Here is a 26,249-nt window from a genome sequence, read left to right as displayed (position 1 = left end):
GTTAGTTTTAATGAGCATGAACATTTTGCTCTATAATTGGACAACGTTGTCCTGGATCTGGGTTATATGGGTTATTTGGCGGCCTTCTTGAACCTCCATAATTTAAAGCAGGAATTTCATATATATTTTTATAATCATTAGCATCTTCCGATTCTCCTTTTATAGTTGCAACAAAAAACACTGTTGAATAAGCTTCTTCTTCAGAACCAATAGATTTAAGTTTTCCTTTGACGAAAGACTCTTCTTTTTTTGCAGCAAAATAAACTCTAAACCCTAGCTCTTCTTCCGAAATACCTCTTTTTTCAGCTTGTGCCGTTAGGTAGTTTAAATTACTTTCCATCTGCTCATGTGTAAATGAAATAATTCTATTATCATGGTTTGGATTCTTGTCAAAACCTTTAAGCATCACATAGTTTTTTTCCATTGTAATAGCATCATCTATACACAAAGCAGTTTCTGGGATAACATCATCACATGAATAGATTACTAAAAGTAAGAATAAAATTGTTAAATATGTAATATTTGTTTTCATAATCGTATTATTATGTTCCGCCTGCGCAAACAAGCGGAACGTTTTTTTAAAATTTATAATTAACTCTTTATTAGTGTAATAGGAAACAGTGTTTTTCCCGTATTGTCTTGATTAATTTCTATTTGATCAATACAATATTCCACATGAATTTCATAATCTCGTGCTACTGCATTTTGAATGGATAAGTATAAGGCCTGACTTGCACATGCGCATCCGCACAAATCTCCAAAGCGAATCAAACGATTTGGAATCAACTGAATTGTGTTGTGTGCCTCAGAAATAGATGTTGCTTTCTCCTTTTCAATTACATCACGTACAGGTGTAATTACAATACCAGGAGTTGATATGGTGCCACCATGATTTCCAGGGTTAAAAACTTTTCTTTTAGCCACAATAGTAACTTTTGTAATTGTCAATCCTCTAAAGCGTAAATTTCCATATGGATTACATGCTGTGATGTACAATACTTCTTGGTCACGTGTTCCCATTTGATCTTGTGGTCCATCGCCCCAATGCAAGTAGAAGCAAGGTTCTAAGGTTGGTAAATCGAGTGTAGAACAAGCGATACTAGCATATGGCGTTTTACATCTTTTTGTATTGTTTTCTTTTCCTTTTATCACAAAAGTTTTACGTAATGCTTCTGCTTTCAGTACTTTTTGCTCCTCACTAATTGTTTCTTCACAAACGGAACAACAGCAGTCATCTTTACATTCACAATCCAAATCGCAATTATAACATTCTTCTCTAAACAATTCCTTTACAGGAAATCTAAAAATTAAAAACTCATCATGATTAAATCCTGAAAATGGTGCATTTGTTCCCGAACTTTTTTTCGAATCGAACCAAATAAAATGCGCCTTATCCGCAATATTCGGATAATCTCTAAAAATAGTCGCATCGTTGTTCGGTCCTTCCGTAACAGCTTTCCATTTTTTACAAGTTGCTTTTTTCAATTGTTCATTTACAATTGCTTCTGAAGGTCTTGTTGCTTCAGTATCGAAATCAATTCCTGTTGGATACACTTCCCATTTTGAATGTGCGCCCGAAAGTACTTTATTGGATCCGTGTAATTCAGCTAATAACCCATTTAAACCAGCATCATCACTCCAACACACAAAGTATAAGTAGCCGTTACAGCTTGCTTTTGCTTCAAAATCTACAGATGCTAATGTGCTACTTTTTGCTATTTTTTTATGAACACCGTTACAGTCTCCAACATATACATCTGAAAAATTATCACAAGAATACGTTCCTTTTATAAGTCTTGTTTGATTACAGTTTTTTGTATTTTCCATAATTATTTACTTTAATAATTTCCTACTCTTTTATAAAAAGGCTTTTCGGTTTCCGCCTTTGATGGTTGTATCATTACGTAATTATGGTAACAAAGATGAAATACAAGTGATTAATTATATAGAGTAGTTTTAGGAACGGTTTAGTTCATTCGATAATCGGTAACCTTGATTTTATAATACTTTAGTTAAAAAAAAGTTTATAAACTACATCCTACGCTTTGAGAAGTTTATTTTTGTGACTTAAAAATTTGTTAATCGTGCAACCTTTTATTTTATCAGTTGTCAATAGCTGTAGAATATCAATCAGAAAATATATAAAAACAATGAAAAACAGTGTTATCTGGATTTGTCTTTTAATGAGTACATTTCTCTTTGCGCAAGAAAAATTTAGCGTAAGCGGAACCATTAAAGACAAAAAAAACGGGGAAACCTTGCTTGGTGCTACCGTATATTTAAAAGGAACAACCAACGGAGCTGTAACCAATGAATACGGTTTCTATTCGTTAACTGCACCAAAAGGAACCTACACGTTAGTAATTTCGTTTATTGGATACAAAACCATTACGAAAGAAGTTAACTTAACGGTGGATCAAACAGTAAATTTAGAAATCAATGAAGCATCAACGTCTTTAGACGCAGTAGTTATTGAAGCGGAAGAATCTGAACGTGTCAACATTAGAAAACCACAAATGAGTGTTTCTAAACTAAATGCGGCAACCATAAAACAAATGCCAGTCGTTTTAGGTGAAGTAGATGTAATTAAATCCATTCAGATGTTGCCAGGTGTTACCAATGCTGGAGAAGGAACTGGCGGATTCAACGTTCGTGGTGGTGCGGCCGATCAAAATTTGGTGTTGTTAGATGAAGCAATTATCTACAATACATCACACTTTTTTGGTTTTTTCTCGGTGTTTAATGCTGATGCGATAAAAGATATTAAACTATATAAAGGCGATATTCCTGCAAAATTTGGAGGACGAATTTCTTCCGTGTTAGATGTACGCCAGAAAGACGGAAACAGTAAAAACTTAGAAGTTAATGGTGGTGTCGGGATCATATCAAGTCGTTTGGCGGTTGAAGGTCCAATGTTTAATAAAAAAGGATCTTTCTTAGTTGCCGGACGAACGTCGTATGCACACTTGTTTATGCCATTGATTGAAGAAATAAAAGACGATAAAATTTCGTTTTACGATTTAAACCTAAAAACGAATTACGAAATCAATGAAAACAATCGAATCTATCTTTCTGGATACTTTGGAAGAGATATTTTTGACATTTCAAAATTCATCAAAAACAGATACGGAAACACATCGGCCAACTTGCGTTGGAATCATGTATTCAATGAAAAACTCTTCTCAAACTTATCATTAATCTACAGTAAATACGATTATGAAATTATTCTCGATTTTATAAAGTTAGATTGGGTTGCAGATATTGAAAACTTTAACGTAAAGTATGATTTACGCTATTATGCAAGTGATAAATTAAAGCTTGATTTTGGTGTAAGCGGAATTTCATACAACTTCAATCCGGGAGAAGTACGACCTTCAGATCCAAGTTCGTCAATTAACTTTAGAAAACTTGATCAAAAAAGAGCGTTTGAAGCGGCGGCTTACATTAGTGCCGAACATGAATTGACAGACAAATTAACAGCACAATACGGTTTGCGTTTCAGTACTTTTAGTCGTTTGGGCGGACAAGCATTGGCTAACTACGCAAATGATTTGCCTGTTGTATACAACAATGAAATCGGTATTTATGAAGAAGGCGAAGAAATAAGCACTACAGATTATAAAAAGAGCGAAAGCATCAAAACATTTGCAAACCTTGAACCAAGACTTGGACTTTCATACCAACTCAATGACGAATCTTCGGTAAAGGCAAGTTACACACGATCGGTTCAATATGTACATTTATTATCTAACACGGTTTCGGTAACGCCATTAGATGTTTGGGCGCCAAGTGGACGGTACATTAAACCACAAAAATCGAATCAATTTGCGGTTGGATATTATAAAAATTTCAACGACAAAAAATACTCGTTAGAGTTAGAAACGTATTATAAAAATGTAGACAATCGAATTGATTATATTGATGGTTCTGACCTCATTGGAACTAATAATATTGAAACTGAAATTTTAAACGGAGAAGCAAGAGCGTATGGTTTAGAAGTATTATTCAGAAAAAACAAAGGAAAATTCAAAGGTTGGTTTGCCTATACACTATCAAAATCTGAGCAAAGAGCGCTTGGTGGAAATGCTGGCGGACCAGGAATTAACCGTGGAAACTGGTACAATACACCATATGACAGAACGCACGATATTTCTATAACAGGAAGTTACGATTTTAATGAAAAATGGCGTTTTAGCGCAAACTTTGTGTATCAAACTGGTCGTCCTGTAACGTATCCAAACGGACAATACGAATATGAAGGTATTTCCATTGCTAGTTTTGACGAACGAAATGCCAATCGTTTACCTGCATATCACAGACTTGATTTATCAGCAACGTTTACACCAAGTAAAAACAAAAACAGACGCTGGCAAAGCGAATGGGTTTTTGGTGTGTATAATGCATATGCGAGAAGAAACGCGGCATCAATTTCATTTACACAAGATTTTGATACAGGTGTAAACGAAGCACGAAGACTCTCAATTTTTGGAAGTTTTATTCCATCGATAACGTATAATTTTAAATTTTAAGCACATGAAAAAATATATAAAATTAACAGCAATCTTAGCACTATTCATCACATTTGTAGCATGTGATGACAAAGTTGATGTTGATGTTCCTGAAGCGGCACCACGTTTGGTGATTGAAGCTTCTTTAGATTGGGAAAAAGGAACAACAGGGAACAATCAAACTATAAAATTAAGTACATCAACACCGTTTTTTGATACTACACAAAACACAAGCGTTATTGGTGCTTCTGTAAAAGTGACAAACAACAACTCAACTGCAGTGTACAATTTTACAGATCAGAATGATGGAACATATACCATAAACAATTTCGTTCCTGTATTAAATGATTCATACACGTTAGAGGTAATTCATGATGGAGAAACCTACACAGCAACGGAGCAATTAATGTCTGTAACGCCTATAAACAGTGTTGAACAATCGTTAGAAGGCGGATTTGACGATGAAGTATTAGATGTTACGATATACTTTAATGATCCGGCAGATGTTGATAACTATTACTTGTTTCGAAACAAAGAAGATGTTGATTTATTTGCAGAATTAGAAACACAATCAGACGAATTTACCAACGGAAATGAGCAAGAAGAATTCTTTGAAAAAGAAAGAGATGATGAAGATCCTGAAGCAGAATACAATCCAGGTGATACTGTAAGCATACAACTATACGGAATTTCGCAACGTTACTACAATTATGTATCATTACTTGTAGAACAATACGATTCTGGCGGTGATCCATTTTCGGTAACGCCCGCAGAAATTAGAGGAAATTGCGTCAACACAACCAATGAAGCTAATTATGCTTTTGGGTATTTTAGAGTTACAGAATTTGATCAAGTTACCTATACATTTCAATAAAAAAACTCTTAATTAGTTTATTTAATTCGAATGTATTTGCATTCAACCAAAAGCGTAATTTCAGTATAAATTGCGCTTTTTTATGTTTAAAAACATAGAGAACTATATACCACAAAAAACCTCTAAGAAGTATTAGTTTCTTAGAGGTTTTTTTATAAAATTTTAAAAGAACTTTTAAATCTTATGATGGAAATGTTCTTAAAAATATAGCAGGTTTGCCATTAGAAATTACGGTTAAATCAGTTCTTGAAATTAATTCACCACTATCAGTTCGTCCACTAATAATAATTCGTTTCATTCCTGGCGCAAATTTACCAACTAGTTCACCATTGTCTACTTCAACACCCATAAGATGTGGAGTTCCAATTCTAGTTCCAATAATATTCCCTGTTCCGTGTTCAATTAAAGTTCGTTGTCCAATAGCTGGTGGTGGAAATAATTGACTTACTGTAATATCGTGTAATGGCGTAAGTTTAATATAATCTGATTGATCTACAATAGCTGGTGTAGCTGTATCGTTTGCGTCATCAGAATGGAATAAGCTGATTGTACGACCAAATTTTGGTGTATCTGAATTGTCTAAACAGAACATCCATACGGTTGTAATAGATTTTTTACTTCCTTCATATTCAAATGTAGCATAATATCTGCCATGTACCTGTAATGGATTTACACGTTTTCCGTCGTCATTTAAGTCTAAGTTATAAAATATGTTAGTTGTTAAGGTTCCTACAGTATAAGTTCCTGTAGCGCCTTCAATTACTAGTTCTTGTAAAGGTTCTGTTGGGTTAAAATATGCATATATATTTACATTTTTAACTGGTACTGGTATTCCTTGCATGATTATATGGTTTTATAAGGTTTGAATATGAGTAATATGAGCATCTCCTTCAAGAGGTGCATAAATGCTTACAATAGCCGCGCCATTTAATGGCATAATAGTAGCGGCTTGTGTGTTACAGAAAAATTTGTAGTTTACTCCTGAAACGATCTGTGTTGAAACGGCAACTGGCATGTAACGTACACCAACAATTCCTTTCATTGCTTGTGCAAAAGCTTTTTCAGCTGCTGCTGCAATTTTACATGTGTATGGAGAATAAGCTCCTGGTAGGTTTGACATGGTAGGTAATTTTTAAATTAGTTCTTACTCTTTTTGTGAAGGCTTTTCAGATTCGACCTTTAACAATCAAAAAAAGGAATGTAGCTACTAAATAATTATACTCTTAATGATTGCATTACAAATATCTTACGATAGCTGAAGAATTTTCAGCGTATAATTACTTGATTTAAAAAATGGTTAAATTACCTAATCGTATAAAAATCAGGAAGAAAGAATAAAAAAACACGTCTTAGAAGCTACGAAAAGACTGTTTTTGCTAAAAAAGAAAAATTATTTATCAAAATATGCAACCTTTGTCAAAGACTGTTGTCTTTAGTAAAAGAAACAAATCATAACCGCATACCATATTTTATATCATAGTGAACAACGCTATACTATTTACACATAAAGATCTTGTAGAAAAAAGCAAGCTTGGCGATCGTAAAATGCAGTACAAACTGTATTCACTATACGTAGATGCTATGTTTAATGTAAGTATTCGGATTGTAAAGGTAAAAGAAGATGCGGAAGATGTGGTTCAAGATAGTTTTATCGATGCGTTTAAAAACCTAGCGTCGTTTAAGTACGAAAGTACATTTGGTTCGTGGTTAAAGCGAATTGTCATCAATAAAAGTATCAATTACTTAAAAGTAAAACGAATTCCATTAGTTGCCATTGAAGCACAAGAATATTGGATTCCAGAAAAAGTAGAAGACATAAGCACAGAAAATTTAGACATCAGTAACATAAAAAAAGCCATTCAACAATTGCCAAACGGCTATCAAACCATAATTAATTTATACCTCATAGAAGGTTATGACCATAAAGAAATAGGAGACATTTTAGAAATCAGTGTATCAACTTCAAAATCGCAATATCACAGAGCCAAAAAGAAGTTAATCCAATTAATTAATTGATCATGAAAGACGAATTAAAAAACTACATACAATCCCACAGAAATGAGTTTGATGATCATTCCATAGACGAAGTTGACAAACTAAAACTTTGGGGAAAAATTAGTGAGCAATTGCCCGAAACACCAAAAAAAGTAATTCCATTATGGAAAAAAGCTTCTTTTAGAGTTGCAGCGGCAGTGGTATTATTATTTGGTTGCATGTTTGTGTATTTTTCTGAAAATCAGTTAGATGGAGAATATGACATGGTGAGTGAAGAATTCCGTCAAATAGATACGCATTACAAATCGTTGGTGGAAAATCAAATTCAATTGGTAAAAAGCAGTACCAACTTATCCAAAGTAGCGCAAGAAGAATTTTTAAGCTACATAGACGAATTAGACCAAGAATACCTCAATCTCAAAAAAGAACTCAGACAAGGCGTCAACAATCAAATAATCATAGAAGCAATCATAAACAACTATAGAAAAAAAATACAACTCATGGAAGATCTCTTACGCAGATCATATCCAACTCAAAACACCTTAGACGATGGCGAGCTCATTCTATAAAACATTCCTTTGTGGAGTCTTATGCTTACTGTCTTATCAACATGTGTTAGGACAACATAAACTCAATAAAGAAATTCGGGAAACCCATACATTTACCGATGAAAATAAACTGTACTTAGAAAATTTGTATGGCAATATTTTCCTTACGGGATGGGACAAAAACACCATTGAAATTGTAGTAAACATAGAAGCAGAAGGCAAAAATGAAGACAAAGCCCAAAAACTGCTCGATAGAGTAAAAACAGACATTACGGTAACCAATGCTGAGGTAAAAATTATTTCGAAAATTGAAAAAAAGGAAGGTGGACTTTTAGGACGATACATTAGTAAAATTGATCCGTTCAAAAACGAAAAAACAACCATAAACTATACTATATATCTTCCTAAAAAAGCAACCATAGAAGTATACAACAAATATGGTGACATTACCATATCTGGTTGGAATGGAAATCTAAAAACGGTTCTGGAGCATGGCGATTTGCGTATTTCAGACGAATTAAAAAATGCAAATATAACAGTAAAACATGCTAGCCTAAATGTTGTAGAGCTTCATGAATCATTCATTACATCAAAGGATGCTAGTTTAGAAATTTACAATGGTACCAACTTAAAAATTGATTCTGATGGTTCAGAAATGATCTTGAGCAACATTAAAAACTTACAACTCAATTCAAACAAAGATAATATCAATATTGTAAAAATTGACAGTATTTCAGGAAACATAAAACATTCAAAAACGGTTTTCAAAACGGTAGGAGGAAAAGTAAAACTCGATCTCAATTACGGAGAACTTCGAATTTTAAAACACCTACAAAATGAGCCTAATTTAGAGATCAATCAAACAGAAGCGGAAGTATATATAAATATTTCGGAAACAGCATTCAATTTTAAAGCTAAGCTTGAGCAAGGCGTTTTACGTATTCCAAAAACAATGGAGAACATAGAAAGCGAAATTATAGACAGAAAAGACAAAATAAGACGCATTAGCGCTTCATATGGCGCAAAAAACACTGGAACCATTACATGTACAGGTTACAAAGGCGTGATCATATTAAAAGAATTATAAATACGAAACAAACGAAACAATCATACAAAATGAAAAAGTTAGTAACTGCAGTATTCATACTATTCATTTTCAATACACTCACAGCACAAACTGATGAAACCAACGATTACTTCGAATTTGACGATCGGACCAACATTGTACACGGAGTTTATTTAGGATTTACACCACAATTTGGAAGAATATCTGGTGAAGAAGCAGGTTTTGTAAATCTAAAGTTGGCGTATGTAGCCAATCGAAAATTTGAAATAGGACTCTCTGGAAGTTTATTTTTTAGCAAACAACCCAACAATACCGATGTATATGAAGGTGATGAGGTACTTTTGGTTGGTGGATATGGAGGCTTGCACTTAGAACCCATACTATTTGGAAACCGCTTTATAAGTGTGTCATTTCCATTAATGATTGGTGGCGGAGGCGTTACCATACTTGAGAAAAAAGCAAATGGTGATTTTGATGAAACGCCGTTAGAAAACGACACCTACGATTACGATTCATTCTTTATAGTAGAACCTGGAGTAAACATATTGTACAACGTTTCACGCTTTGTACAAATAGAAACAGGAATTCGATATCGAATCTCAGAATCATTCCGATTGCCTTTTTATGGACGCGATAACATCAAAGGATTTTCTGTTGGCTTAGGGCTAAAAATAGGAATCTTCAATATGGGAAGAAAGAAAAAAATAAAAGATAAATTTTAGTAATTCGTTCACTTTAAAGCGAAAAAAACCTCGATAAATTTAGAATTACCGAGGGAAGAAAAACTAGTAAATAGGTTTGAGATGTATTTTCTTTTTCCCGAATTTCTTAAAAACAACTATTCGGAGTTGTTATTTGTTTTTCATAGCAATCTTTTCCCAACCTCTTATGTGTATTATATAGTTAAAAAAAGGGCAACAAAGACTTTAGCCTCGATCTCAATAGCTTTGCTGCCACTTATTTTCAACTAATAAAAAACCGACTTAATTGAACTTCATTAGTTTTAAAATCTTTAATATCTCAAAGAGATAACAAAATTTTGATTTTAACTTAACTTGCTAATAAAACAGGCTATCTGGAAAATACCCTACCATAATTTTAAAAAAAAATTAAATAATTTTAATATTAAATGTTAAAATCATCAAGAATTGGTGGTGAATACCCTGTTTTTATTAAGGATAGCTGCGTTTTATAAAAATTAAAAATAATTTACGTTTTCTTGAAATTTCTACAAATACGTTCTAAATAATTTGAAAAAACTTAAAAAATCAATCATTTCTTTAAATGAATTTTAATGCGTTAATCACATAAAAATTACCTAAAAATAAAATTGCGTAGTTTTGGAAAAAAACTAATTCTTAGAAATTAATGGCTACAGAGGAAAAATCTGTTTGTGAATCAAAACACTTCGAAACCATATTCAATACCAATGCTGAAACACTTCGCAACTTTGTATACTACAAATGTGGAAGTGAACAACAAGCGGAAGATATTGTGCAAGAAGCTTTCATAAAACTCTGGAAAAATTGTGCGAAAGTAATTTTTACAAAAGCCAAATCATATCTATACACAGTAGCCAACAACATGTTCTTAAATGAAGTTGCACATGAAAAAGTAGTATTAAAATACAAACAACAACATACAGGCAAAGTTTCTAACGAAACGCCCGAATTTGTCTTAAGAGAAAAAGAATTTCAAGAAAAACTGCAACGTACCATTGCAAAATTACCAGACGGACAACGAGAGGTTTTTTTACTCAACCGAATTGATAAAAAAACGTACAATGAAATAGCAGAAATTATAGGACTTTCTGTAAAAGCGGTAGAAAAAAGAATGCACAAAGCATTAATAACATTAAGAAAAGAAATAGGAAATATATAAAAAAGGTAGGGTATTCTTAAAGAAAACTGTTCTATTACCGAATCAAGTAGAAATGATGAAAGATAAATATGACGATACATTTTTAGCAAGATGGCTAAATGGTGATATTTCAGAGGCGGAAAAAACGCGTTTTGAAAACACTGATGAATATCAAGATTACATGAAAATTATTGAAGGAACTAATAAGTTTGAAGCACCTTCTTTTGATAAGCAACGCCTATTGTCTAAAATTCAAGATACAAAAGAAACAAAAACAAGAAAACTTGTTCCTTCTTGGATGTATGCAGCTGCCGCAGTAATACTGCTAGTAGTAGGATTTGCGTATGTATACACAACTGCCGGAGAAACATTTGAAACAGGTTATGGAGATCAAATGGTTGTTGCTTTACCAGACGGTTCAGAAGCAATATTAAATGCAAAATCAAGTGTTACGTTTGATAAAGATTCTTGGGAAAACAACAGAACTGTTTCACTTTCTGGAGAAGCATATTTCAAAGTAAAAAAAGGAGAAAAATTCACGGTTACTACAAATTCTGGAATTGTTGAAGTGCTTGGAACACAATTTAATGTGAAAACAGCAACTAACTTATTTGAAGTAAAATGTACAGAAGGAAAAGTAAAAGTTGAAACTTCAAATGATGAAACAGCAATTTTAACAGTTGGAAAAGCATTTTCTCAATTGGAAGGCAACACATCAAATTGGGACTTCAACATCAAAGACGAAACATGGAGAGAAGGCGAAAGCAATTTCCGTGTAATCCCTTTAAAACATGTGATTGATGCCATTCAGAATCAATACGAAATAACATTCATACACGACAACATAGATATAACACAACGCTTTACAGGAAGTTTTTCTCATAAAAATTTGAAACTTGCATTGCGTACGGTCTTTGTTCCTATGGAAATTTCATATACTTTTAAGGACGAAAATACAGTTATCCTTAAAAAGGCGAATTAGCCCAACTTTTTTAATACCAAAAAAAGCATTTGCCTATTAGAGACTTACCATAACGTAATATGAGAAGAATTATAAGTGTTGTTCTACTATTCATCACAAATACATTGTTTGCCCAAAGCAATGTAGATCTCTCATTTACAAATGAACCGCTTCAAGAAGTCCTTACCACCATTGAAAAAGCATACGATATAAAATTTTCATATCGTGCAGAATTGGCTAAAGACAAAGTAATAACCCTTAGGCTGAAAGATGCAACGCTAAACACTGTTTTTCAACGATTGCAAGCACAAGCACCTATTGTTTTTGAAAAAGTAAACGATCGCTATTACATCATCAGAGATCCATCACAAGAAGGAAAAATACGAATATGTGGCGTATTGGTTGATGCCGAAAATGAGTTGCCAATTAATGATGCTTCTATTGTCAATAAAACACAATCCAAAGGAACAGTTTCCAACTCAAAAGGCTACTTTGAGCTCTTTTTAGCATTTCCATCAGACACTATAGAAGTTCGGTATTTAGGATACAAACCAACACAAATTCTTGCCAAAGAACTACAAGAAATACCATGCGCAAAAATTCCATTAATTGCAGAAAAATTTAGTTTAAAAGAAGTACTTATAAGTAACTATCTAACTTCTGGAATTAACAAACAAAACAATGGTGCATTAACAATTTCCCCATCAAAACTCGGAATTCTTCCAGGACTTACTGAACCTGACGTACTGCAAAGTATTCAACTATTGCCAGGCATTCAAAGTCCAAACGAAACCGCTTCAGGACTATTTATTCGTGGTGGAACTCCAGATCAAAACTTAATACTTTGGGATGGAATAAAAATGTATCATTCTGGACACTTTTTTGGTTTAATATCTGCGTTCAACCCATATGTAATAGAAGAAGTTTCCATTTACAAAAGCGGAACAGAAACACGGTACGGAGATCGAATTTCAGGCGTCATTGATATTCAGACAGACACCAAAGTTCCTGAAAAATTATCTGGCGGATTCGGATTCAATATGACACATGCCGATGCGTACTTAAAAGTTCCAATCAGCAAAAAAATTGGTGTTACCGTATCAGCTCGTAGGGCATTTACAGATGTGTTGGAAACATTTACATACGACAATTTCTCAGAACGTGTATTTCAAAATACCAAAATTACAAAAGGTACTGAAGTTGCTGAGAATATCTTTTCTGAAACAAATAACAGGTTCTTTTTTACAGATTATACCGTAAAACTTATTGGAAAAATTTCTGATAAAGATGAAATTATGGTGAGTAATTTAATGACAAAAAACGAACTTGATTTTGGTTCAAAAGTTGAATTCTTTGAAGAAACATCACGCGATCAATTAAGCATTAAAAACTCCGGATTGAGTGCATTTTGGAAACGACAATGGAATGAAAAATTTTCGCATAAACTGAATGTATATCATTCAAAATTTGACTTTGATTATTTAGGTAGATTTCAAGGAGATATTATTCAATTAGTAGAAGAAGATCAAAAACGAAATACAATCAAAGATATTGGGTTTTCGTATGATACTTTTTGGAAAATCAATAAAAAAAACGAAGTCCAATCAGGATATCAATTCTCATCCAATGATGTATCATTTAGCTTCTCAGGTTTTAGTGCCGATGAAGAAGGTGTTACTAGGTATTTAGCGGCTGAAGAAAGTATAAACAATTCGCATGCACTATATACTTCATACAAATTTAACGATCAAAAAACACTAATTATAAATGCAGGTTTACGTGCAAACTATTTCAGTACTACAAAAAAACTATTTCTTGAACCGCGTTTACACATTGAAAAAAAGCTTAACAAAAACTTTAGCACAACACTTTCTGCCGAATTAAAACACCAAGCGGTAAGTCAGATTATAGAATTTAATACGGCAAATTTAGGTTTGGAAAATCAAGTTTGGGCAATTGCAAATGGTGATGAATTCCCAGTCTTAAAAAGTCAGCAAATATCTACTGGTTTCTTATTTAATAAAAACGGTTGGCGTGTTGATATTGATGGATATTACAAAATAATAAAAGGACTAACGTCATTCAACAGAAGTTTTGGAAGTACAAGCGTTATTGAAATTTTTACTGAAGGAAGAAGTAAAATACATGGTGTTGATTTATTAGTAGAAAAGAAAATTGACAACTATCAAACTTGGGTGAGTTACTCATACACCGACAACCAATTTGAGTTTTCGCGTATAAACAATGGTGTTGCATTTCCTGGGAATTATGACATTCGCCATTATTTTCGTTGGGCACATTCGTACACTATGGGGAATTTTAAATTCTCACTTGGCTGGAATTACCGCACAGGAACGCCATACACGCCTGTAACGGCAGAAACGCAATCAAACGGAGACTTGTTTGTTTTTATTGGAGATACGAACACAGCGCGTATTTCTGACTATCACCGACTTGATTTTTCAGGCACGTATACTTTTAACTTTGACGAAAAGAAAAGTTGGAAAGGAAAAATAGGTTTTTCACTACTCAACATATACAATCGTAAAAACTTGCTGGAACGTTATTACGAAATTAGACCTTTCCTAAATGCGGATGACAACATACAATTTCGCTTACAAACGGTTGATAACTTCTCATTGGGCTTAACGCCGAATTTGGTATTTAGAGTGGATTTTTAGAGAAACCTAATTTTAAAAAACTTATGAAAGCGTACTTAAAATTATAAGTTGAACCAACTCTGCTGACAAATGGAGTCTAATTTGATATATTGATTTTTTTTAGAGTTTTCCAAATACTGCTTCGAAATGGGATTTTCCAAATTATTAAAAAACGTATAACAATTTCGATTTAAGGTGGTTTTTTCTTACATTATGGAAAATATAAATCATAAATTTATGATTTATACGAAAAAATTAAATGTTAAAAAAGATAAGTTATATTATTGATTTTATAGGCTCTATACTAGATTATTTACACGGTATTTCAGAAAAAGAACCTTCTAATAAAACTTTAATAATTGTATCTAATTATTGGGGCATGTATTGCCGAGTATATTTATTATATATCAAGTAATGAAGGATATTTTTTAACAATAATATTTGTAGCAATAATTGGAGCTTTATTTGGTTTAGTCGTTTATCACTATTTGAGAATGATTCCTTCTTTCTTCGCAATAGGAATTGTTTGTGCGGCTATAATTTGGACACTAATAGCTATAATAAAAGTTATTGAATTTTTGAGTGAAATACAGCTTTGGTGAAAATCAAAAATCTACAACGTCTGATCCTTCCGATGCAACAATCGTGTCAATTTAATAGATAAATCGGTCAATACAATCTTGGAATTTCCGTTGCGTTCAATGTGATATATCGCATCTTGTAACTCTTTAGAAATATCCAAAATATTATTTCCATGCACAAAAGGTGCGAATTTTTCCAAGAAAAACCCTTTGGTATGCGGTTCAAAAAACACCAAATCGGTTGCCGTATAATTTTGCAATAATGCTTGTCTGAAAAGATTCAAACAAAAACCTAAAAACTTCTTCTGCGTTTCACGTCCAGTTTTGGCAACTTCTTCACTCCAAGCAATCAAATCGCGAATAGCTGTTTTATTTCCTTTTGCTTTAAAAGCAGATCGAACCCAAGCAACAAACCATGTTTCAAACATCAAATCTTCCGAATCTTGATGCACTAAATCAACCGCTTTGTTATAATTTCCATTAGATTGATGCGCAATTTTAGTAGCTTCTGCTTCCGAAACATTCAATTTTGCCATCAACGATTCCTTGATTGCCTGTTCGCCCAAAGGCGGAAAATGTAACAACTGACAACGTGAACGAATTGTATTAATAATCTGTTCTTCGTCTTCAGCAATCAAAATAAATAACGTCTTATTTGGTGGTTCTTCAATCAACTTCAACAACTTATTTGCCGCCGCCGTATTCATGCGTTCAGCCATCCAAATAATCATCACTTTATAGCCACCTTCATACGATTTTAGCGCAAGTGATTTTACAACATCAAGCGCTTCATCAACACCAATCTGACCTTGTTTATTATCAATACCAAGCAATTTATACCAATCGAATAAATTTCCGTACGGTTGCTCTTGGAGAAACTCTCGCCATTCTTCCAAAAAATGTTTTGATACAGGATGACTTTTTACTTTATGATTGCCCGCTACAGGAAACGCAAAATGCAAATCGGGATGCGAAATATTAGTAAACTTCAAATTACACGATTCGTTTCCGCCCAAATTTTCACTCTCCGTATTCTGGCACAACACATATTGCGCGTACGCAACTGCCATCGGAAGCGTTCCGCAACCTTCCGGACCTACAAAAAGTTGCGCATGCGGAATTCGTCCTGCATCAGCACTCAAGGTAAGATGTTTTTTAATATGTGTTAAACCTAAAATATCTTGGAAAAGCATGTGACAAATATAGTTGTAACAGTTGAATTTTACACTATCATTGATGGAGGTTTTCCACAGAAGTACGGTATGGTTTTCTGGAAAATAAAAACCGACACACGATTCTGTCACATTGATCGTTGTTGAGATACTTTTAAACAATAAAAAATGAAAACGTGCATTACTTTTCCAAGGAATTGTCAATAATTACGACAAAGCTTATAAATCCTTTATCTTTACAAGATATCGAACCAAAACACACACAATATGGCGGAAAAAGCATTACTTTTTATTCCTGACATCTCTGGTTTTACCGAATTTGTGCAGCATACGGCAATTCAGCACAGTCGTCATATTATTTCAGAACTCTTAGAATTATTGATTGATAATAATACTACAGGTTTGCAATTGGCTGAAATTGAAGGTGATGCGTTATTTTTCTATAAAATGGAAGCGACAACAAACATCAAGCAAATTCGAGAACAAGTCAAGCGCATGTATTTGGCTTTTCACACATACTTAAAGCGGTATGAGTACGAGAAAATTTGTCATTGTGGCGCGTGTTCATCGGTATACAATCTCTGCTTAAAATTTATCATTCACCACGGTGAAATTGAATTTATATCAATCAAAGACACCAACAAACCCTATGGAAGCAATGTTATAAAAGTGCATCGTTTGCTTAAAAATGAAGTGCCTATTTCAGAATATGTTTTATTTACAGAAGAAGTACACATGACCACAGAAAATCAACTGCAGTCAGACTATGATTTCGGAACTATAACATATGCATTCGAAGCGTTGGGAAATTACAAAACAGAACTTCCTGAAATTTCACCAATTCCTGATAATGTTCCCAAACACAACCTATACAGTGAAGAAGCGGTGATCAATATGCCTATTTTAGAACTCTATGAAGTGATTAGTAACTTTGATCATCGATTATTATGGGACAAACGCATATCGAAAGTTGAATATGAAAAAAATAGGGTGAATCGTTTAGGAGAAAAACACAAATGTTTAATCAATAAAACGACTTACAATCCGACGACAGTGACGAAAAAAGCAAAAGAAACACAATTGGTTTATGGCGAATCGGCGACCAAAATACCAATGGTTAAAAAACTGAATATCTACTTTGTACTAGAAGCTGTAAATGCTGAAAAAACAAACCTTCAAATAGAAGTATTTGTCGATTTTAAACCGTTTGGAATTTTAATAAAACCGTTCATGAAAAAAAACTTCCAAAAAGTCATTCCCAAAATCATAAAAGAACTTATATTGCTTGCTGATTCAGGATTTAAAACACATCAATAACCCGAAAAAACCAAGAAAAGTGAAAACGCTCAATGATTTTAACTTTAAAGATAAAAAAGCACTCATTCGTGTCGATTTTAATGTACCATTAAACGATCAATTTGAAGTAACAGATGATACGCGAATTCGTGCCGCAAAACCAACAATCATCAAAATACTAGAAGATGGTGGAAGTTGCGTATTAATGTCGCATTTAGGAAGACCAAAAGGATTTCAAGAAGAATATTCATTACGTCACATCATCGAAAAAGTTTCACAAATAATTGGTGTACAAGTAAAATTTGCAGGAAATTGTGTTGGTGAGGAAGCTGAAAAAGCAGTTGCAGGTTTAGAAGAAGGAGAAGTATTATTACTCGAAAATTTACGTTTTCACGAAGAAGAAAAAAGCGGTGATGAAGCATTTGCGGCGCAACTTGCCAAATTGGGAGATATTTATGTAAATGACGCTTTCGGAACGGCTCACAGAGCGCACGCATCTACAGCAGTAATTGCGCAGAACTTTACAGACAAAAAATGTTTTGGTTTGTTACTGGCGAAAGAAATAGAAAGTATTACCAAAGTAATGCAAACAGGTGAAAAGCCAGTTACAGCAGTTTTGGGAGGTGCAAAAGTATCTTCAAAAATTACAATAATAGATAATATTTTAGACAAAATAGATCACCTAATTATTGGTGGCGGAATGACATTTACGTTCATCAAAGCACAAGGTGGAAGCATTGGGAATTCTTTGGTAGAAGATGACAAATTAGAATTGGCAAAAGAAATAATGAAGCAAGCCGAAGCTAAAAATGTGACCATTCACTTACCTGTAGATTCTGTAATTGCAGATGCATTTGCCAATGATGCAACAACAAAAATAATAGATGTAACTAAAATCCCAGATGGTTGGATGGGCTTAGATGCCGGACCAGCTACACAAGCCAAATTTGCGGCTGTTATTGCACAATCAAAAACTATACTTTGGAACGGACCCTTAGGTGTTTTTGAAATGCCAAACTTTGCAAAAGGAACCATCGCTTTGGGTGATGCCATTGCGGAGGCAACCAAAAATGGAGCATTTTCACTTGTTGGTGGTGGCGATTCTGTAGCGGCTGTAAAACAATTTGGTTTTGAACCAAAAGTAAGCTACGTAAGTACAGGTGGAGGCGCCATGTTAGAAAGTTTAGAAGGAAAAACATTGCCTGGAATTGCGGCGATTTTAGCATAAAAAATAAAATAAAACGATATTTTGAAAAAGTCTAATTCTAATAATTAGGCTTTTTTCATTTGCAAGAATTTCAAAATTCGAAGAAAAAACACGAATTTAGCACCAATCACGTTTCTATACATACAAACATTGTATAAAACGCTAAAATATTCACAGTAGATGAAATACCTATTTTCCATACTTTTTCTATGCATTGCGCTTATCGGACATGCACAAGTAGCTAATAAAAAGCTCGAAAAAGTAAAAGAAACGCCAAAACCTACGTTCAAAATCATCAAAGACACCATTATTTTAGATGGTAAAAAAACGGTGATGATTGATACGATTTATGTTGATACCAAAAACGAAATCAAACGTGATACAAATGATATTCTTCCTGAAATAGACAGTGTATCTATGATGCTTGATGGAAGAAAAGAGTTGTCAAGAATTGAAGAAAAATACGAGCTACAAGACAACAAATTTGCCGCTAAAATTGATAGTCTGTGGTTGCGCGAACTTGGTGGAGCAGAATTATTTGATACCATTCATAAAGAAATTACAGAGCTAAAATACGATCCTGTTGTGTATCAAGAATTACCAACAGATACGCTAAAAGCACGTTTGGAACGACTCAACGCAAAAACACCATTCAACATAGCATACAATCCTTCACTAGAAAGTGTCATTCGTAGATTTTTAAAACGAAGAAAAAAATCAATGGAACGTTTAATGAAAGTAAGTCAATACTACTTTCCAATGTTTGAACAAGAACTTGATAACTACGATATTCCATTAGAAGTAAAATACTTAGCCATTGTAGAATCTGCTTTAAATCCAAGAGCTCGTTCGCGCGTTGGTGCAACAGGTTTATGGCAATTTATGTACAGAACTGGAAAAGAATACGATTTAAATGTAAGTTCCTATGTTGACGAACGTAGCGATCCTGAAAAATCAACAATAGCGGCGTGTAAATATTTAGCCAGTTTATACAGAATTTTTGGCGATTGGGATTTAGCGTTGGCCGCCTACAATTCAGGACCTGGAAACGTTTCCAAAGCCATTAGACGTTCTGGTGGATACGAAAACTACTGGAATATTCGTAAAAACTTACCACGTGAAACCGCAGGATATTTGCCAGCATTTTTAGCAACGATGTACATTTTTGAATATGCGGATGAACACGGTTTTCAGGTAGAAAAAATAGAAGTTCCACATTTTGCAACGGATACGATTCGTGTAAAAGAAATACTTACATTTGATCAAATATCTGAAGTGTTAAATGTAAAAGTAGAAGACTTACAATTTTTCAATCCTTCATACAAATTAGACATTATTCCAAATGTAAAAGGAAGAAATTATACCTTGCGTTTGCCGATACAAGAAGTTGGAAAATTTGTAAACAACGAAGATGCCATTTACGCCTTAGCGAAAGAAGAATTAGCAAAACGCGAAAAACCATTGCCACAATTATTTGAAATGGACAAACGGACACGCTATCGTGTTAGAAATGGTGATTATTTGGGGAAAATTGCACGACGTTTTGGTGTACGTGTTAGCGACTTAAAACGTTGGAATGGACTCCGATCTAATAAACTACGAATTGGACAACGCTTAACGGTTTATCCTAAAAAACCTGGATTTACCGCTAAAAAGTCGAACAAGAAGAAAAAAAATACAAAAAATGGAAAAACCTATGTTGTTAAGTCTGGCGACTCTTTGTGGAGCATAGCACAAAAATTTCCAGGAGTTTCTGTGACGAATATTAAAAAATGGAATGATATTAGTGGTAATAAACTAAAACCTGGAATGACCTTGCAGGTTTCTAAATAATAAAAAGAACTCATAAAAATAATACCTCGTGAAAAAATTATACGTATTCATCATTGCTTTGGCACTATTCACTTCTTGCGAAGACAGGAAAAATAGTGAAAATGCAGCACAGTTTTTACCAGAGTCCTACGGAAAAGTAAACTTACTTACGGTTGTTGTAGATGACGAATTATGGCAAGGAAAAGTTGGCGACAGCATTAGAAGTATCTACGCCGCACCAACAGATGGTTTGCCAATGGAAGAACCATTATTTTCACTAAAACAGATTAATCCGCAAGTATTTGACGGAATACTTACGAAATGTAGAAGTGTTCTTTTTGTGAAATCGTCAGACAAAAAACAATTCAAAATTAAGGAAAACATATATGCTAGGCCACAAAAAATAGTCTATGTTACGGGAACGGATGATGAAATTATTTCTCAACTTAAAAATAACGAGAAAGAATCTGTTACGACATTAAAGTTAAACGAATTGCGTTCTAAGCAAAAATTCATTCAAGGTTCATTAAGTAGAGATACAACACTAGAAGAAACGTTTGGGTTTTCGCTAAATATTCCATCTGCCTACAAAATGGTAAAAAATGAAGAAAACTTTGTATGGTTTGAACGTGAAGTTCCAAAAGGAACTATGAATATTATAGCATATACATTGCCATTTGGAAGCATTCCAAAAGACGACACGACTGTTGATGCCATTATTGCCATGCGCGATTCTATTGGAAAAGCTTATGTGCCAGGAAGAGATCCTAAAAAAATGCACATGATTACTGAAAAGGCTTATGCTCCTTACGTATATGATGCCATTGTAGACAACAAATCTGCTTTGGAAACTAAAGGAATGTGGGAAATGAAAAACTTTCATATGGCAGGACCATTTATCAACTACATTGTAGAGGACAAACAACACGATCGATTGGTTGTAGTAGAAGGTTTAACTTTTGCACCATCGGAAGATAAAAGAGACTTTATGTTTGAAATAGAAGCCATTCTAAAATCGTTAAAAATCAAAGAATAATACCAATTTAGATTTAAAATTATGTTTTGGATACGAAGTTGCTTTGTCAGTATAGGACGCCGTGAATGCTTTGCATAGCCTTAGCTACGGAAAGTATTCGCAAGGAACTAGATTGCCAAATGAACGAGTTTATAAACACTACTTTATGTGTAAATTGGTATAACACATACATTAAAACCGACAAAAGCACAGAAGTTTTCTAAATTTCTGTGCTTTTTTTAGTGAAACTCAATTTTGAAAAATCTATAAGACGGATTCAAAATTGTCAGTTGAACTAATCCTGTTGAAAAACAAGATCTCATAAAAGCTTTCACTAAAATATACTTAAAACAAGTTGATAATGTTTTATATGATAAGTAAAAAGGCTTTAACTACTGTTTAATTAATGTATAATTTCCGAACGGAATTCTAGGTTCTAAATTGGTTCCTTCGGGAGCAAGTCGTAAATCTTCTAAACGTATATTTGCTTGTATTTTTTCTGTTCCATTAGCATTAATATGCCGTATTACTAACCCTTGTGACAAATATTTTCTTAATGGATCAGAAAAATATAGCTCTATCCGCCTTTCCATATGACTACAATTATCACAATCTACAACTTGAAATGGATAAATAATTCTATTGCCTTTTATATAGTGCTGTGCATTATTAACAGTCGGATCGTTCATTCTACTTAAATAATTCATGATAACCACACCATTTTGTATATATTTATAATCACCTATAAGTTTATCCGCATACCATTTTCCATTGTAATACTGGAGTATTTTCCGAAACGTAATGGTGAGTGACGTAGTTCCATTGGTATATTTCCAAGTACCTACATACTTATCCAAATCGCCATCAATATCTTTATAGTAAATGCCGTTAGGAATTCCGTAAGTTCTAGTTTCATGTAGCCCAACTATTGGATCTTGTGCTTTGCAATTTATAGTTATTATGAATAGTGCAAGTATTATTATATATTTCATGCTACACATCAATATCGTTATTGTTTCACTAATGTATAATTTCCAAACGGAACTCTAGGTTCTAAATTGGTTCCTTCGGGAGCAAGTCGTAAATCTTCAAGTCTTAAGTTGACTTGTATTTTTTGAATATTGTTGACAATTATATGTCTTACAATCATCGCTTGTGATAAATACCTTTGCTCAGGATCTGAAAAAAAGAGTTCAAAACGCCTTTCCATATGGGTACAACCGTCACAATCAACATCTTGGTAGGGATAAATAATCCGATTTCCATAAATATAATGTTGCCCATTATTTACAGTTGGATCATTTACTCTGTTTAAATAATCCATTATAACAACACCATTTTTTACATACTTATAATCCCCTACTAATAAATCGTCATACCATTTACCATTAAAGGATTGAATCACTTTCCGAAAGGTAATTGTAAAAGATGTTGTGCCATTGGTATATTTCCATGTCCCAACATATTTATCCAAATCTCCATCAATATCTTTATAATAAATACCATCAGGAATACTTCCTTTTTTTTGTGTAAGCCCCACTACAGGGTTCTGCGCTTTGCAACTAAAACTCATACAAAAAACAACAACTATGATGACAAAATACCGCATGGTTATTGTTTAATTAATGTGTAGTTCCCATATGGAATTCTAGTATCAAGAGGAGCATTTGGAGGCACAGTTCCTATATCGGTTACTCTAAGATTAGCTTGTATTTTTTCTACATTATTAATATTTAAATAACGGATGACTAAGGCAAAATCTAAATGTCTTCTTTCAGGATCATCAAAAAATAAATCAATACGGCGTTCCATATGGGTACAACCGTCACAATCAACATCTTGGTAGGGATAAATAATCCGATTTCCATAAATATAATGTTGCCCATTATTTACAGTAAGGTCATTAATTCTGCTTAAATAATCCATCACAACCACACCATTTTTCACATATTTATAGTCTCCAACTAATAAATCGTCATACCATTTACCATTAAAAGATTGAATCACTTTCCGAAACGTAATGGTAAACGAAGTAGTTTCATTGGCATATATCCAAGTCCCAACATATTTATCCAAATCGCCATCAATATCTTTATAATAAATATTGTCAGGAATACTTCCTTTTTTTTGTGTAAGCCCTACTACAGGGTTCTGTGCTTTGCAACTAAAACTCATACAAAAAACAACAACTATGATGACAAAATACCGCATGGTTATTGTTTAATTAATGTGTAGTTCCCATATGGAATTCTAGTATCAAGAGGAGCATTTGGAGGCACAGTTCCTATATCGGTTACTCTAAGATTAGCTTGTATTTTTTCTACATTATTAATATTTAAATAACGGATGACAAAGGCAAAATCTAAATGTCTTCTTTCAGGATCATCAAAAAATAAATCAATACGACGTTCCATATGGGTACAACCGTCACAATCAACATCTTGGTAGGGATAAATAATTCTATTTCCGTCGATATAGTGCTGTACATCATTAACAGTTGGGTCATTAATTCTGTGAAGGTAATCCATGATTACTACGCCATTTTTTACATATTTGTAATCGCCAACAAGTTTGTCTGCATACCATTTTCCATTATAATATTGAATCACTTTCCGAAACGTAATGGTAAACGAAGTAGTTCCATTGGCATATATCCAAGTCCCAACATATTTATCCAAATCGCCATCAATATCTTTATAATAAATACCCTCTGGAATACTTCCTTTTTTTTGTGTAAGTCCCACTACAGGGTTCTGTGCTTTGCAACTGATCGTAAATATCAGTAGTAAAATAGTTGTTATGTATTTCATGATCTATATTTTATTGTTTTATTATTCTGGACATGGATTTTCTTCTTTTACGATACTATCATCTCCTGTACCTTCCAATGAAAGTTTTAACCATTCGGGTTTTTCAGTACTTGTAGTAGGCTCTTTTAGTTTGTATAAAGATACACCTAAATCATATTCTTCGGTAATAAACCGTAAAAAGGCTTTTTGAAATGTCTTTGAACCTTTGAAATCGCCATTATTATCATAAGTACTGTCAAACAGAGTGTTATAAGCGTCTTTAAATTCTTTGAATTCATCTCTATCATCTTCATTAATATCTCCTTCATCTGCAAAGATTGCAGTTAATTGTTGTAATTTACTTAAATCCTCAATTTTGATGGCATATGTAAATTGATAGGTTACAATTACATGAACAAATAAAGAAGGTTCTACAGGAGTGCCACTATTGTAAAGCTGGGTAAAATCTAATAATGCCTTTACATCTTTTTCAGAAAACATCGGAAATTTTTTATCATCATCTGGATGTGTATGTAAACCTCCAAACACGTTAGGATGTTGCGCATAGACTACTTTATCTCCTTGTCTATCAGCATTTACAGCATAGGTATTTCCTGCAGAATTTTTTTTAAGTGAATAACCAAATTCACCTTCATCATCAAGAGTTAATTTTAAATCTCTTATAGCATCATCAGTATATTTGGTATTTGCAGGTTTTGCATACGTAGCATTATCTGTTAATTTTTTGAGTTCATCACAATTTTGTTGGTGCGCTTCTTCTACACTAACAAGTACGCCAACAATTCCTGCACATGGGTTGTTAATGGTGTCACTACCTTCTGGGTTTGGCGCGGAGTTATTTCTAGCCAATACATTTCCGTTGCAATCTCGCACGGTTAAAATACCAGCACCATTGTTAGTACCGCTACACAAATCTCCAGCACTATTAATCGTCGTAGGATCATGATTGCCGCCGTATCCATTAGAACATATATACGTATAGTTAAGTCCGCACGGTCCATCACCTTGTATCCAACCACCGCCATCACTTGCGTCGTTTGTACCATTTTGATTGCCGTTAGTAGTAGTATTGCTATTGCCACCTTCTCCAGGAATTCCTGCACTGTTAGAGGAACCGTCTGTATCATTTGTGTTAGGAGGAGTTGTATCCGTTGGCGTTACTTCATCTGGGCACGGACTCGTTTGACCATTCACTTGTATTACATCTCCATCTTCTATATCCATAGAACCTGTAAGATTGCCTTCACTGGTAAAGGTTTCTATTGTTCCTGTAAATCGAGATACAGTTAACGTATTAGTTGTATAATCATACGGAATACTTCCTTCAAATGTGTACTTAATAAAATATTCATACGTAAGAGTTGCTGTTTCCACTACTATAATATTCACAATGACATTGTCATATTGGCTAACGTTGTCAACCTTAAACGTATGTTTTGTGTTATGCTCGTTTATGACTACAATTTCTGAATCGGTATTGATGGTACCAAAGGTTGCATTTTCGGCAGTGTTATTGTTTTTTTGAAGTGAGACACCCGTTTTATCATAGCTTACATGAAGCGAGTTATTTGTTTTATGGTGCAAATAGGTAATCATTTCTTTAGAAACCGCATTGCCCGTTTTTATTTGTATGCACAATTCGTTTTTTGGAATGAAAACTACAATTTCATCTGGTTTCGCTACATCATCTTGCTCACAATTAAATAGTATCAAGACAATTGCAAGTAGTTGTATAAAAAGCAGAGTATTTTTACCAATATATTTTGACATGAAAGATAGCGTATAGCGTAAATTCTTTAATAAATGACATGATTTTTCGTAAACATACAATAAAAAAATCGCATATTCTTACGGATTTCTGCAAAATGACGACAATATTCATTA

At 33.6% G+C, this 26,249-nt stretch carries 23 protein-coding genes; 13 read left to right on the top strand and 10 right to left on the bottom strand.

The window, feature by feature from the left end:
• Positions 1-7: 7 nt before the first annotated feature.
• A complete protein-coding gene (locus ACQ654_RS13975; protein ID WP_430410958.1) occupies positions 8-532 on the bottom strand; it encodes a hypothetical protein in 525 nt (174 codons plus the stop codon).
• A gap of 59 nt (positions 533-591) precedes the next feature.
• Positions 592-1,827, bottom strand: a complete 1,236-nt coding sequence (locus ACQ654_RS13970; RefSeq protein ID WP_430410957.1) for a hypothetical protein — start codon at positions 1,825-1,827, stop codon at positions 592-594.
• A 323-nt stretch (positions 1,828-2,150) separates the two neighbouring features.
• On the opposite strand from ACQ654_RS13970, the gene ACQ654_RS13965 reads away from it, so the two are divergent.
• Together ACQ654_RS13965 and ACQ654_RS13960 are read left to right on the top strand one after the other, a co-directional pair.
• Positions 2,151-4,529, top strand: coding sequence for a TonB-dependent receptor (locus ACQ654_RS13965; protein WP_430410956.1), 2,379 nt, complete (start codon positions 2,151-2,153; stop codon positions 4,527-4,529).
• Between the two features lie 4 nt (positions 4,530-4,533).
• A complete protein-coding gene (locus tag ACQ654_RS13960; protein WP_430410955.1) occupies positions 4,534-5,382 on the top strand; it encodes a DUF4249 domain-containing protein in 849 nt (282 codons plus the stop codon).
• 181 nt (positions 5,383-5,563) lie between these two features.
• Here the strand turns inward: ACQ654_RS13960 and ACQ654_RS13955 are convergent, their stop codons facing one another.
• The gene (locus ACQ654_RS13955; RefSeq protein ID WP_430410954.1) at positions 5,564-6,223 is read right to left on the bottom strand and encodes a hypothetical protein; all 660 of its coding nucleotides are present in this window, start codon (positions 6,221-6,223) and stop codon (positions 5,564-5,566) included.
• A gap of 12 nt (positions 6,224-6,235) precedes the next feature.
• On the bottom strand, positions 6,236-6,502 hold the full coding sequence (locus tag ACQ654_RS13950) for a hypothetical protein (protein WP_430410953.1): 267 nt from the start codon (positions 6,500-6,502) through the stop codon (positions 6,236-6,238).
• 359 nt (positions 6,503-6,861) lie between these two features.
• On the opposite strand from ACQ654_RS13950, the gene ACQ654_RS13945 reads away from it, so the two are divergent.
• The 7 genes from ACQ654_RS13945 (at position 6,862) to ACQ654_RS13915 (ending at position 14,493) form a co-directional block, all read left to right on the top strand.
• Entirely contained in the window at positions 6,862-7,398 is a 537-nt protein-coding gene (locus ACQ654_RS13945; protein WP_430410952.1) for an RNA polymerase sigma factor, read from the top strand.
• A gap of 2 nt (positions 7,399-7,400) precedes the next feature.
• Positions 7,401-7,946 (top strand): hypothetical protein, encoded by a 546-nt coding sequence (locus tag ACQ654_RS13940; protein WP_430410951.1) that lies wholly within the window; start codon positions 7,401-7,403, stop codon positions 7,944-7,946.
• Positions 7,927-9,012 carry a hypothetical protein gene (locus ACQ654_RS13935; protein ID WP_430410950.1) on the top strand — a complete coding sequence of 362 codons (1,086 nt, stop codon included), beginning with the start codon at positions 7,927-7,929 and terminating at the stop codon, positions 9,010-9,012. The genes ACQ654_RS13940 and ACQ654_RS13935 overlap by 20 nt, the downstream gene beginning before the upstream one ends.
• 29 nt (positions 9,013-9,041) lie before the next feature.
• Entirely contained in the window at positions 9,042-9,713 is a 672-nt protein-coding gene (locus ACQ654_RS13930) for a hypothetical protein (RefSeq protein WP_430410949.1), read from the top strand.
• A 646-nt stretch (positions 9,714-10,359) separates the two neighbouring features.
• On the top strand, positions 10,360-10,872 hold the full coding sequence (locus tag ACQ654_RS13925; protein ID WP_430410948.1) for an RNA polymerase sigma factor: 513 nt from the start codon (positions 10,360-10,362) through the stop codon (positions 10,870-10,872).
• 52 nt (positions 10,873-10,924) lie between these two features.
• A complete protein-coding gene (locus ACQ654_RS13920) occupies positions 10,925-11,833 on the top strand; it encodes a FecR family protein (protein WP_430410947.1) in 909 nt (302 codons plus the stop codon).
• Between the two features lie 59 nt (positions 11,834-11,892).
• Positions 11,893-14,493 (top strand): FecR domain-containing protein, encoded by a 2,601-nt coding sequence (locus tag ACQ654_RS13915; protein ID WP_430410946.1) that lies wholly within the window; start codon positions 11,893-11,895, stop codon positions 14,491-14,493.
• A gap of 592 nt (positions 14,494-15,085) precedes the next feature.
• On the opposite strand, the gene ACQ654_RS13910 is transcribed toward ACQ654_RS13915, so the two are convergent.
• Positions 15,086-16,246, bottom strand: coding sequence for an ATP-binding protein (locus ACQ654_RS13910; protein WP_430410945.1), 1,161 nt, complete (start codon positions 16,244-16,246; stop codon positions 15,086-15,088).
• 246 nt (positions 16,247-16,492) lie between these two features.
• On the opposite strand from ACQ654_RS13910, the gene ACQ654_RS13905 reads away from it, so the two are divergent.
• The 4 genes from ACQ654_RS13905 to ACQ654_RS13890 all read left to right on the top strand — a co-directional run bounded on the left by ACQ654_RS13905 (position 16,493) and on the right by ACQ654_RS13890 (position 21,576).
• The gene (locus tag ACQ654_RS13905) at positions 16,493-17,542 is read left to right on the top strand and encodes a DUF2652 domain-containing protein (protein ID WP_430410944.1); all 1,050 of its coding nucleotides are present in this window, start codon (positions 16,493-16,495) and stop codon (positions 17,540-17,542) included.
• Between the two features lie 19 nt (positions 17,543-17,561).
• Positions 17,562-18,749, top strand: coding sequence for a phosphoglycerate kinase (locus ACQ654_RS13900; protein ID WP_430410943.1), 1,188 nt, complete (start codon positions 17,562-17,564; stop codon positions 18,747-18,749).
• Between the two features lie 159 nt (positions 18,750-18,908).
• A complete protein-coding gene (locus ACQ654_RS13895; protein WP_430410942.1) occupies positions 18,909-20,561 on the top strand; it encodes a LysM peptidoglycan-binding domain-containing protein in 1,653 nt (550 codons plus the stop codon).
• A 28-nt stretch (positions 20,562-20,589) separates the two neighbouring features.
• The gene (locus ACQ654_RS13890) at positions 20,590-21,576 is read left to right on the top strand and encodes a DUF4837 family protein (protein WP_430410941.1); all 987 of its coding nucleotides are present in this window, start codon (positions 20,590-20,592) and stop codon (positions 21,574-21,576) included.
• Positions 21,577-21,947: 371 nt separating this feature from the next.
• Here ACQ654_RS13890 and ACQ654_RS13885 read toward each other — a convergent pair whose 3' ends face one another.
• From ACQ654_RS13885 to ACQ654_RS13865, 5 genes are read right to left on the bottom strand one after another with little or no spacing between them, the layout of a single operon-like run.
• Positions 21,948-22,547: a DUF6705 family protein gene (locus tag ACQ654_RS13885; RefSeq protein WP_430410940.1), complete on the bottom strand. Its 600-nt coding sequence runs from the start codon at positions 22,545-22,547 to the stop codon at positions 21,948-21,950.
• A gap of 17 nt (positions 22,548-22,564) precedes the next feature.
• Positions 22,565-23,164 carry a DUF6705 family protein gene (locus ACQ654_RS13880; protein ID WP_430410939.1) on the bottom strand — a complete coding sequence of 200 codons (600 nt, stop codon included), beginning with the start codon at positions 23,162-23,164 and terminating at the stop codon, positions 22,565-22,567.
• Between the two features lie 2 nt (positions 23,165-23,166).
• Positions 23,167-23,766 carry a DUF6705 family protein gene (locus tag ACQ654_RS13875; protein WP_430410938.1) on the bottom strand — a complete coding sequence of 200 codons (600 nt, stop codon included), beginning with the start codon at positions 23,764-23,766 and terminating at the stop codon, positions 23,167-23,169.
• A gap of 2 nt (positions 23,767-23,768) precedes the next feature.
• A complete protein-coding gene (locus ACQ654_RS13870; protein WP_430410937.1) occupies positions 23,769-24,365 on the bottom strand; it encodes a DUF6705 family protein in 597 nt (198 codons plus the stop codon).
• A gap of 21 nt (positions 24,366-24,386) precedes the next feature.
• Positions 24,387-26,135 carry a hypothetical protein gene (locus ACQ654_RS13865; RefSeq protein WP_430410936.1) on the bottom strand — a complete coding sequence of 583 codons (1,749 nt, stop codon included), beginning with the start codon at positions 26,133-26,135 and terminating at the stop codon, positions 24,387-24,389.
• Positions 26,136-26,249: the final 114 nt, after the last annotated feature.

Source organism: Kordia sp., from assembly GCF_965283645.1.
GTDB lineage: Bacteria > Bacteroidota > Bacteroidia > Flavobacteriales > Flavobacteriaceae > Kordia.
Note: the sequence above shows the minus strand (reverse complement) of the source record. Positions and strands in the feature narration are given on the sequence as shown.